Source organism: Shewanella sp. MM_2022_3 (assembly GCF_022557375.1).
GTDB classification, from domain to species: Bacteria; Pseudomonadota; Gammaproteobacteria; order Enterobacterales; family Shewanellaceae; genus Shewanella; species Shewanella xiamenensis.
Genome location: NZ_JAKZGV010000002.1, coordinates 19,230 through 33,912, shown reverse-complemented (window position 1 = coordinate 33,912; position 14,683 = coordinate 19,230). Strand labels below are relative to the sequence as shown.

Below are 14,683 nucleotides of genomic sequence, written 5' to 3'. Positions count from 1 at the left end.
GAGCGCCAATGGCGCTCTTATTGTCTGAGATGATGATCAACGCGGCGACATGGCCGCTTGTTTCGCCAGTAATTCAAAAAACGCGGCCTTGGGCATGGGTTTATAAAATAGATAACCCTGAATTTCTTGAATATGGTTATCCATCATTACCTTAAGCTGTTCTTGAGTTTCAACCCCTTCCGCCGTGACTCGCAGATTAAGTGCATGACTTAAGCGTACTATCGCTTCAATCAAAGCAAGATGTCGCTCACCTTCCGCGAGCCTGTCAATAAAGCTCTTGTCGATCTTAATTTGATCAATAGGGAAATTCGCTAAATAAGACAACGAAGAATAACCCGTGCCAAAATCATCGAGGGAAATGCTAATACCTCGACCGCGTAACTCATTAAGCACTTGAATTAAATGAGTATGTTTTTTCATTAACAGGGATTCGGTGATCTCCAAGGTGATCAACTCATAGGGAAAATCCTCTATCCCTAAACCTTCAATAATATCGGCGAACGAATCACAAAACTCATCCTGCAACTCATGAGACCAAAATTCAAAGGTCGACACGTTAATCGCTAAACTCATCGGCCAACCGAGCGCTTGCATTTCAATAATAGTTTGCATCACCGCTTGGCGTACACAACGGCCAATATTGACAATTAAACCACTGTTTTCAGCAATGGGGATAAACTCATCGGGGGAAATAAACTGTCCTTCATGCTGCCAGCGCAGTAGCACCTCAGCACGCACAATTAGCCCCGTTGTCGCATCGACTATCGGTTGAAAGTACAACTCGAAAGCTTTTTGCTCTAATGCTTGCTTAAGTAGCGTGTGTAAATTAGCAATACGCTCTGCATTTTGTTGCATTTGTTCGGTAAAAAAATGATATCTATTACGGCCATTCGCCTTAGAGATATACATCGCTTGGTCAGCGCAGTTTAACAGTTGCTCTAAATCGAGGGCATCTTCAGGGAATCGCGCAATACCAATACTCACTGAGCTATAAACGCCTTTATCGAGGGATAATTCATAACGTCGATAAACCTGCTTATTGATCTTGTCAGCGAGTTGCGACAGTTCTCTTTGAGTCACAACCCCTGGCAGTAGGATGGCGAACTCATCACCACCTAAGCGTGCAAACACCGCCTGCTCGTTCAAACAAGTTTTAACCTGTTCCACCATCTGCACTAAGAGGACATCGCCTTTGTCGTGACCGTAGGTATCGTTTACTTGTTTAAAGTTATCCAAATCCATCAACATAAAGCTAAAGCCAGGCGTTAGGCTATCGGCACAAATAAGCTCTTGGATTTGTCTAAACAAGGCATTACGGTTAGCAAGTCCCGTCAGGGAATCATTATTCGCTTGATATTTGATTAACTGAGCCGCTTTTTTACGCTCACTGACGTCAGAAAATAACCACGCAAACCCATTATCTGTACTATGGGGTTCACGAAAAACCGTTACGGTTAAATCGAGATAAAAGGTTTCACCATTATTCCGTAGACCGACCAGTTCACCCTGCCACATCTTCCCCTCAGAGAGATGGTTAAAGAGAGAAGCAATTTCATGGGGCTCAGAGGGAGAGAAAAACAGCTCAGGATTAAAATCTAAAATAGGGTCAGGCTGTGGCCAAACCATCAGTTTAAAAGCATCGTTGGCATAAAGTACCGAATGCTTTTCATTAGTGATCACCAGTGCTAGGGGTAAACGATCAAATATTTTCACTGCAAGACGCTGAAACTCCAGCGATCGACTACGTTCTATCGCTAAACTCGCTAATCTTGCTGCCTCAGCGATTAAGGTTAAATCCGCAGCTGTTGGGGATTTAATGACTTTGTAATACATTGCAAAGGTGCCAAGCACCTTACCTTGAGAATCTTTAATAGGTTCAGACCAACAAGCTCTTAATCCATGAACAAGTGCATAGGATTTATACAAGGCCCAATAAGGATGATGTTCGATATCCTCAACAATCACCCTTTCCCCCGTATAGGCCGCGGTACCACAGGAACCGGCCTCAGGGCCAATTTCGACGCCATGGATAGCTTGATTATAACTATCAGGTAAATGGGGCGCGGCCCCCATGAGCACTCTTTTACCGTCCTCACTGAGCAATAAGACCGAGGCGTGGGTGCCAAGGCGTTGATCTTCAATTTTTAACACTAAGGCATGGAGAATTTCTGCCAATGGCGCACCATTGAGCAGCATTGAAAGAATACCGTTGTAACACTCGAGGCTAACGTTTTGATTAAACGGGGCACTTAACTTACCAACCGCACCTACAACCTGCATTCCTTCGTCCATAGTACCCTTGTCAGTTAGCGTGTAAGGTAACGACATTACTAAGGTGATTAACCTTTGTAAATTAGAAGTGAATTTTAGGAGTATAAACAAGCTAAAGCAACCTTTCGATGTGTAACCAAAGGTTGCTTTAGTCTAAGGAATATTGACGTTAAAGGATTATTTTTGCCGCAGTTGGGTTGCAAGTCCCTACACTAAAAGTCTTTTAAAACCACTCGACCTCCCATAAGAACAACCATACATCACAGCGCATTTCGCGAGCATGCTCTAGCAAGGGCACACTTCATGTAATCTCGAAGCGTCAACCCTCTAGGAAATTAGACGAATATACTGCGGTTTATTCTTGAATGCGTTCAAGCTTTGCGAGATAAAAACCATCAAAACCAGTATCGGCTGGACTGATCGTTTCATCCTCGAGTAAACGGAAATTGGGATTTTCAGCTAAAAAGGCATCCACTTGACCGCGGTTTTCGCAGGGGAAAATCGAGCAAGTCGCGTACACCACAATGCCACCGACCTTCACCATGCGACTGTAACTGCTGAGAATATGCTTTTGCAGTTCCATCAACACAGGTAAACGTTCATCGGTATCACGCCATTTGGCGTCGGGATTACGCTTTAATACCCCAAGGCCAGAACAGGGCACATCGAGCAGGACGCGATCGGCGCTAAGTTTTAAGCGTTTAATGGTTTTAGAGCCGACAATTAACCGTGTTTCGATATTGTGGGCACCATTACGACGGGCGCGCTCTTTCAGATTGTCGAGTTTCCATTGCTCCACATCCATCGCTAACAAACGCCCTTTACCTTGCATTTGTGCAGCAATATGCAAGGTTTTTCCGCCAGCACCGGCGCAGGCATCAATCACTCGCATACCCGGTTTGGCATCGAGCGCTGCGGCTACCCGTTGTGAGCCCGCATCTTGCTGCTCAAATAAGCCATCTTTAAAGCTATTTGTACGAAACAGTGCAGAATCCGATGTCACTTCAAGGGCAGAGTCAACGCTTTCGACCGCTTGAGTCGAGACAAATTCGGCCGCTAATTTTTGCGTTAATTCATCACGGGTGACTTTTAAACCATTAACCCGCAGGAAACGTTTAGGTGGCGTGCTTAAGGCCGCGCGCTCTTTTTCCCACGAAGCCCCCAACTGCTCCCGTCCCATGGTATCTAACCATTCCGGGCAACCGTCCCAAAGTACGGGGTTAGTTTTAGCCTGTTCAATACGCGCGGCTAAATCATCAGTATCCACTGGCAGTGAGTACTGCATTTTAGGCAGTTCCAACGCGTGAAATAAGTGCCACACATTAAGTAGCTTTGAGCCTAAACGCGCCATTTCTTCCGGCTTGATATCGGCTAAGAAACAGTAAAGATTTAAGCGGCGTAGAATATCGCCCGTTACAGTCGCGATCCGCGCCTGCTCGGCGGGTACTAACTTTAATCCTGAAAAATGCTGAGAATAAGCCCGGTCTAAGGGTTTTCCTTCGCTTAGCACCATAGCTAAGATATTGATCACTAATTCATTCGAGCTGGCAGAAAGCGGAGAATTCAACATTTACAGGTCACCGTGAGTAATAAAACCGAGGGATCATAGGAGGTCAGGCACGAATACGCAAGTAAACAGATGCTCAGTTGCTATTAAGCACTGCAAAAGCCTAATAAAAAAGCGATCCACAGGGATCGCTTTCATAAAACACTCAAATGCTCTTACATTTTAGAGCCCCGAGCACCATAGAATAGAATAAAACCGTAGCACACCACAGGCAGAATAAATGCCAGTTGGATGCCTAAGTTATCGGCTAACACGCCCTGCAATAATGGCACAATCGCACCGCCCACAATGGCCAAACAGAGGATACCGCTGCCCTGGGAAGTATGGGGACCTAAATCTCGCAGTGCTAAGCTGAAAATGGTCGGAAACATGATTGAGTTAAATAATCCCACGCCCAAAATCGCCCACATGGCAATGCTACCACTAGTTGTCATGGCCACCAACACTAACAATGCCGCCATAAAGGCATTGAAGGCAAGCACTGTGCCTGCGGGGATTTTTTGCATCACAGCCGAGCCGATAAAACGTCCAACCATGGCGCCGCCCCAGTAATAGGCGATGTAATGGGCCGCTTGTTCTTCTGGCATACCGACTATGTGTGATTCACCAAGGAAGTTGACTAAGAAGCTACCGATAGAAACCTCTGCGCCCACATAGACAAAAATCCCCACTGCGCCCAGCACTAAATGCGTGCTTTGTAGTGCGCTGGTTTTACCTAAATGGGTTTGAACCCCACCAGTTGTTTCAGTATGTTCACGGATCACTGGCAAATCTAACTTAGCAAAAATGATGGCAAGTACGGCAAGAGCTGCGGCGAGCAACAAGTAAGGCAGTTTAACGACTTCCGCCTCGGCATTGGCTTGCGCTAATTCAGAAGACGCCGTTGCCGCCACCGATAAAATCAAAATAGACCCAAAAAACGGCGCAACTGTGGTGCCAAGTGAGTTAAAAGCTTGTGTCAGGTTTAAACGACTCGATGCAGTTTCTGCGCTACCAAGGGCGTTGACATAGGGGTTGGCTGCCACCTGTAAAATGGTGATGCCTGAGGCAAGCACAAAAAGTGCGCCGAGAAATAAACCGTAGGTTGCAAGGGATGCGGCAGGGTAAAACAAGCCACAGCCGATACTGGCAATCACTAAGCCTGTGACAATCCCTTTTTGGTAGCCAAGTCGTTTAACAAGTTGACCTGCGGGAATAGACACCAAGAAATAAGCCCCAAAGAAACAAAACTGGATCAACATCGCTTGGGTGTAATTGAGTGAAAAAACAGCTTTTAGGTGGGGGATCAGAATATCGTTTAAACAAGTGATAAATCCCCACATAAAAAACAGTGAAGTCAGTGATACTAGCGCAAAACGGTAGTTGCCATTATCCGATCCGCTGACGCTGGTCGTGTGGCTGCTGGTGTTAATAGATGACGCCATAGTTGTGCTCTCTAATCATGTTTTTATTATCTAAAGGGTATGTCCCTTAGGCGTTTGCGTAAAACAACAAGCAGTAACAATCGAGTTGTCACTGCTTGTTTGAGGCCATAGCAGGAAGACCGCTAACTTATACAACCAACTAGACCAATAGTGCATAGAAGCTGGCATAGGCTGAAAATATCAAGTTATCACCCTGCAAGTGTGCGGTTTTTAAACCATGTCCGGTTAATTCTTGCTGTAACTTAAGCCCTGCTAGCAACAACTGAGTCTCAGTGTCTAATAGGTTGAAGCAAACCAATAGCTTCTGTTCCCCAAGTTTACGCACAAACACCAATAACGGCTCTGGCGCATCGAGAAACTCAATCTCCCCTTCAATCAAAATAGGATAACCTTTGCGCCATGCAAGGAACTGACGATAACCATGTAACATAGATGCGGGGTCTGCTTCTTGTACATCAACTGCCAGAGCTCGATGCTTGCTCGTCACTGGTAACCAAGGGGTTACTTGGCTAAAGCCTGCAAAATCTGCATGTTGCTCCCATGGCATGGGAGTACGGCAACCATCTCGCCCCTTAAACATCGGCCAGAAGGTTTTGCCGAAAGGGTCTTGTAACTCGTGAAATTCAATTGGTGCTTCGGTTAAGCCAAGCTCTTCCCCTTGATAACTACAGACACTGCCACGCAGCGAACAAAGCATCGCATTAAGCATTTTCACCATATCGGGTATTTGCTTACCGCGCCCCCAACGGCTCGCTACCCGCTGCACATCATGGTTACCTATTGCCCAGCAGGGCCAGCCATCGCCAATACTGCCTTCCAGCGCTTCTACCGTTTGGCGAATATAAGTGGCACTGTAGTCATCGGTCAGCAACTCAAAACTGTAAGCCATGTGTAACCGATCTTCGCCCTTGGTATAGGCAGCCATTACAGCGAGTGAGTCTTCAGCAGAAACTTCACCTAAGGTCACAGCGCCTGGATAACGATTGATAAGTTGGCGTAATTCTTCAATAAACTGAATCGTTTGTGGGCGATCGTTATTGTAATAATGGTACTGATAGGCATAGGGATTATCTTCACTAAATCCCCGCCCTTGGCGTTTATCCTTGGGTTTTGCCGGATTATCTCGAAGCTGCTCATCGTGATAACAGAAGGTAATGGCATCTAAGCGGAAACCATCGACACCCTTCTTCAGCCAAAACTCCACATTATCTAACACGGCTTGACGAACTTCAGGATTGTGGAAGTTTATGTCGGGTTGGCTGCGCAAAAAGTTGTGCAGATAATATTGTTGCCTGCGCGGTTCCCACTCCCAAGCGCAACCACCAAAGATCGCTAACCAATTATTGGGTGCGGTACCATCTTCCTTCGGATCCGCCCACACATACCAATCGGCCTTAGGATTGGTACGGTTCTCACGACTCTCGATAAACCACGCATGTTGATCCGAGGTATGGCTTAACACTTGGTCGATAATGACTTTAATACCGCGTTGATGGGCTTTTTCAATCAGCTCATCGAAATCCTGCATCGAACCGAATAAGGGATCGACCTCGCGATAATCACTGATATCGTAACCAAAGTCAGCCATGGGGGATTTGAAGAAGGGTGAAATCCAAATGGCATCCACATTCAGGCTGGCAATATAATCCAACTTAGTGATGATCCCGCGAAGATCGCCTACGCCATCACCATTGGTATCTAAAAGGCTGCGTGGATAGACTTGATAAATTACGGCGCCACGCCACCAGGTTAACTCACTCATAATGCCCCTTTATCCTTATTCTTCAGCGAGCTAACCCAAAAACTCACTAACAGGCAGTTACAGCAATGTTACTGCGGAGTAAAGGCGCTACGGCTTGTATTTGTGACAGCGAGCATACGTGAAGAAGGAAATAAGGTTCAATACACCTGCATACGTATGCAAAGGAGACAAGAGATACTAAGCTTCAATCGGGTAAGAATTTAATTTTTATTAACATAGAGTTACGCATATCGATTTATGATTTAGCTAATACATTTTTTATACAAAATCCGACTTTTATCCTGTCTTCAGCCTATTGAATACGTATGCACAATATTGTTACGTCAAGATTACCGGGAGTAGTATCTTCACCGTTGCATAACATTTTGGTCATAAACGCAGCACTTATGCAGTCAATTAAGCGCCGAAATACCAAAAAATGCCGTAAATACAATGCGGTAATAACGATAAAACGCTCTACATAAGCGGTTAAAAGCGACTTCAAGGGGAAGATAGAAATGATGCGATTTAAACCCAGCTTGCTGACCTTAGCACTCGTTGCTGCAGGCGCCAGTATGCACTCCTACGCAGCAGATGCGGTAACAGATAAAGATGTAAAAGCTAAAAAAGATGCAGAAATTGAAGTAATCCAAGTTAAAGGCTTCAGAACCAGTGTAATCAAATCGCTCAATGATAAACGTTTTGGCGATACCGTCGCTGAATCTATCTCTGCCGATGATCTCGGCGCTCTGCCCGACCAATCTATCGCCGATGCGTTAACCCGTTTACCAGGCGTCACCGCCGTTCGTACTGGCGGTCAAGCCAGTGGTCTGAACATCCGTGGTCTCGATGGCGATTTCGTGTTTGCTACTCTAAATGGTCATGAACAAGTCACCACTGGCGGTAAACGTGCCATTGAGTTTGACCAATATCCATCCGAATTAATCAGTCAAGCGGCTGTTTATAAATCTCCAAAAGCCTCGCTGATCGAAGGCGGTGTTGCTGGTACAGTTGAATTAAAAACCGCCGACCCGCTTAAAAGTGACAAAGACCAATCATTCAATATCAACACCCGTGGCAGTTTTAACGATCGTGCTGATGAAATCTCTGATGCAGAGCAATACGGCAATCGGTTAAGCCTTGCTTATCAAGGTAAATTCCTCGAAGACACCTTAGGGGTTGCAGTGGGTTATGCCCACCTGTATCAGCCTTACGTTGCGAGTCAGTTCATTGGTTTACGTTTTAATGATGATAAAAAAGACGTTAACGCTGACAGTATCAAGGAAGCAATTAGCGAAGGTTTTGAACTACAACAAAAAGGCGGCGACGATACCCGTGATGGCTATATGGCTGCTATCCATTGGCAACCGACCGATAATCTGAGCCTGAAAGGTGATCTGTTCCACTCTAAATTTACCTCAGAAAACTTTGCCCGTGGTTTCCGTGTTAAATCATTGAAAAATGGCACTATCAGTGATGCCGTTGTCGAAAATGGTTCTATGACAGGTGGTACCGTCTCTACCGACGGCACGGATAACTTTGCGGTTTTCGTGATCAACGATAATGACTCCAAATACTCAGAGCTGACCTCTGGCTCTTTTAATGTTGAATGGAACAACGGCGGCGCACTGACAGTTGCAGCTGATGTGAGCTATTCAAAAGCCGACGGTGAATTCGTTAACGGCGGCACCCGCGCCGTGTTGTATGATGACATTGGTAATGAAGTACGCTCAGCAGAATCGATAACATACCAACTTAATGGTTTAAGTCCTGCCGATATTAGTTTTGCCAACGACTATACCAATACAGCCTCTTTGGGCTTAAAAGAAGTGGGAATGTGGCCTTATAATCAGCAAAACGATCTGGTTGCCTACAAACTCGACTTTAACTATGTCTTAGACATGGGCGTTGTGTCTTCTGTTGATTTTGGTGTGCGCTATGCTGAGCGTGAGTTTAACGCTCAACGCTCACAAGCAGGCTACGGCTTTGAATTTGGTAAAAACCCAAGCAACCAACCGGTGCTTAGCCTCAACGGCGATATGGCAAAAGTGGTTGATTTTGGAGGAGAACTCTCAGGTTACCCAAGTTTCCTCGCTATTGACTTTAACAAAGCTGTCGAGCTGGTCAATGCGCAGTTAGCCGCAACGGGTCAATCACCCTTTACTCCAACAGCTAACTGGTCAAATAACTGGACCATGATCCAAAGCGGCGCGGTCAATGAAGATGTATTGGCAGGCTACGTGCAAGCTAACTTGGACTTTGATATCGCTGATATTAAGGTAACTGGTAACGTAGGTGTTCGTGTTGTTAATACCGATCAAAGCAGTACCGGCTTACAGCAAGTAGGTTATGGTTTAGGTGAGGCCATTACCGATGAACTGGGTGTTGTCAGCACAGATTATATCCGTAACAAGGTCGGCAAAACTTATACTGATTACCTGCCATCATTAAACTTAACCTTCCACCTGACAGAAAACGATCAACTGCGTTTTGCTGCGGCATCTGTAATGTCACGTCCACCTATCGATAAGTTAAAGTCTGGTATGGGTTCTTGGTACGACGATTCAGCAACACCAGGATATAAAAAGTACAATGCGTGGGGTAACACCAGTCCGTTATTAGATCCTTTCTATGCGGATCAATATGACTTGTCCTACGAGCACTACTTTGAAGAATCTGAAGGTGCGGTCGTTGTAGCCTTGTTCTATAAAGATATTAAATCTTTCATCAACAACTTCACTATTCAACCGTTTGATTTTGAAGCGAATGGATTTATCGTACCTGATACCATTATCGATAATGGTGTTGAATTCCCAGTTGTAAAAAATGAAGGTCAATATCAAACAGCCATCAACAACGATAAAGGCGGCTATATCCGTGGTATCGAGTTAGGCTATACCCAAGTGTTTGATTTCCTACCATCACCATTGGATGGCTTAGGCTTCACGGGTAGCTACTCTTACTCCGATAGTGAAGTGGAATTTACCACCGATTTAAGTGGTTCAAACCTGACCATTCCATTGCCAGGACTTTCAGAAGATGTGTTAAACACCACATTATTCTACACCCTGGATGGCTTCGATACCCGAGTCAGCATGAGATATCGTAGTGGCTATGTTTCAGAACAAGTTGCTGTTGAATCTCAATTGGCATTCTTCGATGCGGAAACAGTTGTGGATTATCAGGCCTCTTACGCGCTGGATAACGGCCTTAAATTCCTATTCCAAATCAATAACCTCACTGATGAACCAAGCAAAACCTATTTTGGTGAAGAACATCAAACCGGGACGATTCAATACTTCGGTAGACAATATTTCCTTGGTTTAACCTACTCTCTGTAAGACAGAGTAAAAAAAGCCTGCTTCACACTGAAGCAGGCTTTTCATTTTTTATGTATAACAAAAGTGAGATGACACGCCGACATTCATTTCAAAAGTCACTCTTAAAACCTCACCCGATAAAAGGCCCATAGTATGATACGTCACAGTCTACTCTTCGCCCTTGTGTTAACCGCCTCTTCTCCCTTATGTGTTCTAGCACAGACCAGCCATAGCCCCGTCAGCAGTACAGCATCTTTGCATCTTGAGCCGCTCTCTTGGTGGGCGGGCATGCATAATCCTAAGTTGCAATTAATGCTACACAGCAGCGCCCTACCCTCGGATGCAACGCAGCTTAAGGTTGAGATAGCTGGCCAAGATGTGGTGTTTGAAGGGATTGAACAGACGGATAATCCCCATTATTTGTTCATCAATTTAGATTTGCGCCAAGCTAAACCGCAGACCTTTGATATCCGCATTCTCACTGGCGACAAGCAGCTCTTCCAACTGCCCTACACTTTAGCTGCGCGGGCAGATGGCAGCCGAGAGCGCCAAGGTTTTAGCAATAAAGATGTGATTTACCTTATCACCCCAGACCGATTCGCCAATGGCAACCCAAGCAATGATAATCAAGCCGATATGCTCGAGCATGCGGCGCCAGAAAATTCCGATGGTCGCCATGGCGGCGATATCGAAGGTATTCGCCGGCACTTAGATTACTTAGCCAAACTGGGCGTCACTCAGCTGTGGATCAACCCACTGCTTGAAAATAACCAAGCCCAGTACTCCTATCATGGTTACGCCATTACTAATCTTTATCGGGTCGACCCGCGTTTTGGCAACAATCAGGATTACCAAAGGTTAGTCACGGAGGCCAAACAACGTGGCCTTGGAGTAATTAAAGACGTCGTGCTTAACCATATTGGCTCAAATCATTGGTGGCTAAAGGATTTACCGAGCAGTGACTGGCTCAATTACCCACAGCAAACCAATGTCACTGACACCCAAACGGCTCCTGCGGCCAGTTCTACTAGCCCGAACTTTACCAGTCATAGACGCACCACAGTGCAAGATCCCTACGCCGACATGCAGGATAAACGGGATTTTGTCGACGGTTGGTTTGTAGATTCGATGCCCGATCTTAATCAACGCAATCCAAAGCTTGCGACTTACCTTATTCAAAACAGCATTTGGTGGGTGGAATACGCGGGGCTTTCGGGCATTCGTGAAGACACTTACTCCTACGCCGATAAAGCCTTTTTAGCCCGATGGTCAAAAGCCTTAATGGCGGAATACCCGCATTTTAATATTGTCGGAGAAGAATGGACCGCCAATCCCATTACCGTCTCCTATTGGCAAAAAGGCAAAATCAATGCCGATGGCTATACCTCAGATTTGCCGAGCCTGATGGATTTTCCACTTTATGAAAAGCTGCTTGAAAGCCTGAACGAGCCAGAAGGCTGGGATACTGGTTTTATCAAGCTTTACGAGATGTTAGCTAACGATGTGGTATATGCGAACCCAAGCCAGTTAGTCCTCTTTGAAGGTAACCACGACACAAATCGGATTTATAGTCTGCTTAAAGAAAACCTGCCGCTGTATCAAATGGCCCTCACCTATGTGTTAACGGCCAAACGCATTCCACAGCTGTTTTACGGTACCGAAGTATTGATGACCAGCCCGACCAAAGATCGCCACGACGGTGTAGTGCGTAGTGATTTTCCGGGTGGCTTTACCAATAGCAAAGTCAACGGTTTTAGCGGTAAAGGGCTAAATGCAAAACAGCAGCAAGCACTTGCGTTTGTGCTCACCCTACTCAATTACCGTAAGCATTCAGCCGTGCTGCAAACGGGCGATTTACTGCACTTTGTGCCGCAAAACGGCATTTATGTGCAATTTCGGTGTGCTGCAAAACATGCCCTCGCGGGCAATGCCTGCTACCAAGCCGATGCAGATAAAGTGATGGTGATTTACAACAAGAATGACCAAGCACAAACGCTCGATTTAAGCCGATTTAACAAGGTATTGGCAGGCAATAGCTCTGCTATTTCTGTCTTCTCGGAGGATAAGTTCAAGCTGAATCAATCACTTGTTCTGCCCAATGCTGGCGTTATGCTGCTTGAACTCAATCATCAATAACCCATACTCAATAGCAAACTTAGCTAACAGCGCGGCCAAACCACAGTTTGGCCGCCAAGTCAGTAAAGGAACCTAGGTTGAATTTTATATTATCTAACAGCAGCAAACGTCGCGCTTATCGCTGGCAACAGGGATTTAGCATACTGGCACTCAGCAGCATTAGCACCTTTTGCACCATGACCACACCAGCAATCAGCACTCAAGTAACGGCGTTAGATGCAGTGGCGGCTAAAACTGTGCCTGCCAATCTAAATGCCGACGAAGGTGAAATCCTGCCAGCCGATCATAATGCTGAGCAAGCAAACAAGTTTAAACCCGTTGTTTATCAAATTTTTACCCGACTCTATGGCAATAAAAACACCACCAATAAACCTTGGGGCACGATTAGCGAAAACGGTGTGGGTAAATTTAATGATATTGATGACACAGCGCTCAAAAGTATCAAAGACTTAGGCGTTACCCATGTGTGGTATACGGGTGTACCACACCACGCTCTAATTGGCGATTACAGTGCGATTGGTGTTAGTCACGATGATCCCGATGTGGTTAAGGGCCGCGCTGGCTCGCCCTATGCGGTTAAAGATTATTACAACGTAAACCCCGATTTAGCTGTCGATCCCGCTAAGCGTTTACAGGAATTTCAAGCACTTATCGAGCGCACCCACAAGCAAGGCTTAAAGGTAATTATCGATATAGTCCCCAACCATGTGGCGCGTAATTATCATTCCATCACTAAGCCAGATGACGTGCGCGATTTTGGTGAAGACGATAATCAAACCCTTGCATATGCAAAGCATAATAACTTTTACTATGTGACTGATAAAAAGCAATCCTCTGGCTTTCAAGTGCCCGATTTGCCTGATAGCCTCAAACCGTTAGGCGGCGAATCGCATCCCCTAAGTGATGGTCAATTTAAGGAAATCCCCGCCAAATGGACGGGCAACGGCTCACGCCTTGCCAAGCCGGATATGAACGACTGGTATGAAACCGTTAAAATCAATTACGGTGTCCGCCCCGATGGCAGTCATGATTTCCCCGCACTGCCGCCAGGTTATGCTACTCTCGGCGCCGAGCAGCACTATGCTTTTTGGCAGCAACATAGCCATGAATTACCCAACTCTTGGATTAAGTTCAATCAAATTGCCCAGTATTGGTTAGCGATGGGAGTCGATGGATTTCGTTACGATATGGCCGAAATGGTGCCAGTCGAATTTTGGAGCTATTTAAATAGTCATATAAAACATAGCCATCCCGAAGCCTTTATCTTAGCGGAGGTCTATAACCCCGCGCTGTATCGCGACTATATTCAGCTCGGCAAAATGGATTACCTCTACGACAAAGTGGATCTTTACGACACCCTCAAAGCTATTATGGCAGGACAAAAAAGTACCGCGCAGATCGCCGCAGATCAGGCCAAAGTGCAAGATATCGCCCCGCATATGCTGCATTTTTTAGAAAACCACGACGAGCAGCGCATCGCCAATGCCGCCTTTTTAGGTCGTTTAAGTGGTAATGCCTCAACAGATGCGGTCGATCCCCGCTACGCCCTACCCGCCATGGTGGTGTCAGCAACCTTAAGTACCTCACCCACCTTAATTTATTTCGGTCAAGAAGTAGGTGAAGCGGCGACGCAAAACCTAGGCTTTGGCCATACTTCGCGTACCAGTATTTTTGATTATGCGGGCGTCCCCGCCCATCAGCGCTGGATGAATCAAGGTAAATTTGATGGCGGCCAATCGACTCCAGCAGAAATCGCGCTGCGCACCTACTATCAAAAACTATTGAACCTCAGCACGGGGAAAAATGCGCCCGCGCTCTTGGGGCAATATTACTCGCTAGATGCAGCCAACCGTAGCGCGGTATCGGCCGCAAAGCCTAGCAATAAGGCCAACAATAAGACAATCAATGGCAGCGCAACGGGTTATGATGACACAACCTTCGCTTTTGTCCGCTTTGAGGCTAATTCCGCCGATAGCAAAGGTCAAAAGCTGATTATTGTCAGTAACTTTAGTCAAACCCAAGCCAAGTTATTTTCACTTAAACTGCCCCAATCTCTGATTGCGCAATGGCAATTAACCGATGCGACCTATTCACTTAAGGATTTACTGGAAGATCATGCTGCGCAGTTGGTTGTCGAACAAGGTGAAGGTCAAGTTCAGTTGCAACTTGCACCTCTGTCCTCCGCGATATTTGAACTCGCCCATTAGCCAGATAGCAAAGTAAG

The 14,683-nt window shown here is 45.9% G+C and carries 7 protein-coding genes; 3 read left to right on the top strand and 4 right to left on the bottom strand.

The genetic code is table 11. The annotated features are described in order from the left end of the window. Positions 1-36 precede the first annotated feature (36 nt). The 4 genes from MMG82_RS01270 to MMG82_RS01255 all read right to left on the bottom strand — a co-directional run bounded on the left by MMG82_RS01270 (position 37) and on the right by MMG82_RS01255 (position 7,024). A complete protein-coding gene (locus MMG82_RS01270) occupies positions 37-2,292 on the bottom strand; it encodes an EAL domain-containing protein (protein WP_241406413.1) in 2,256 nt (751 codons plus the stop codon). 334 nt (positions 2,293-2,626) lie between these two features. Then, positions 2,627-3,841, bottom strand: coding sequence for an RsmB/NOP family class I SAM-dependent RNA methyltransferase (locus tag MMG82_RS01265; protein WP_172591123.1), 1,215 nt, complete (start codon positions 3,839-3,841; stop codon positions 2,627-2,629). A 152-nt stretch (positions 3,842-3,993) separates the two neighbouring features. Further along, a complete protein-coding gene (locus MMG82_RS01260) occupies positions 3,994-5,262 on the bottom strand; it encodes a sugar MFS transporter (protein WP_037418202.1) in 1,269 nt (422 codons plus the stop codon). A 139-nt stretch (positions 5,263-5,401) separates the two neighbouring features. Continuing rightward, a complete protein-coding gene (locus MMG82_RS01255) occupies positions 5,402-7,024 on the bottom strand; it encodes an alpha-glucosidase (protein WP_241406295.1) in 1,623 nt (540 codons plus the stop codon). A gap of 497 nt (positions 7,025-7,521) precedes the next feature. Between MMG82_RS01255 and MMG82_RS01250 the strand changes: the two genes are divergently transcribed. From MMG82_RS01250 to MMG82_RS01240, 3 genes are all read left to right on the top strand, one after another. Further along, on the top strand, positions 7,522-10,344 hold the full coding sequence (locus tag MMG82_RS01250) for a TonB-dependent receptor (RefSeq protein ID WP_172591121.1): 2,823 nt from the start codon (positions 7,522-7,524) through the stop codon (positions 10,342-10,344). A 132-nt stretch (positions 10,345-10,476) separates the two neighbouring features. Continuing rightward, positions 10,477-12,459, top strand: coding sequence for a glycoside hydrolase family 13 protein (locus MMG82_RS01245; protein ID WP_172591120.1), 1,983 nt, complete (start codon positions 10,477-10,479; stop codon positions 12,457-12,459). Positions 12,460-12,536: 77 nt separating this feature from the next. Next, positions 12,537-14,666: an alpha-amylase family protein gene (locus MMG82_RS01240; protein ID WP_172591119.1), complete on the top strand. Its 2,130-nt coding sequence runs from the start codon at positions 12,537-12,539 to the stop codon at positions 14,664-14,666. The last annotated feature ends 17 nt before the right edge of the window (positions 14,667-14,683 follow it).

What these genes read in the sequence shown, in the direction of transcription:
- MMG82_RS01270 (WP_241406413.1), bottom strand. Translation starts at nt 2,292, where the DNA reads ATGGACGAAGGAATGCAGGTTGTAGGTGCGGTTGGTAAGTTAAGTGCC.
- MMG82_RS01265 (WP_172591123.1), bottom strand. Translation starts at nt 3,841, where the DNA reads ATGTTGAATTCTCCGCTTTCTGCCAGCTCGAATGAATTAGTGATCAAT.
- MMG82_RS01260 (WP_037418202.1), bottom strand. Translation starts at nt 5,262, where the DNA reads ATGGCGTCATCTATTAACACCAGCAGCCACACGACCAGCGTCAGCGGA.
- MMG82_RS01255 (WP_241406295.1), bottom strand. Translation starts at nt 7,024, where the DNA reads ATGAGTGAGTTAACCTGGTGGCGTGGCGCCGTAATTTATCAAGTCTAT.
- MMG82_RS01250 (WP_172591121.1), top strand. Translation starts at nt 7,522, where the DNA reads ATGATGCGATTTAAACCCAGCTTGCTGACCTTAGCACTCGTTGCTGCA.
- MMG82_RS01245 (WP_172591120.1), top strand. Translation starts at nt 10,477, where the DNA reads ATGATACGTCACAGTCTACTCTTCGCCCTTGTGTTAACCGCCTCTTCT.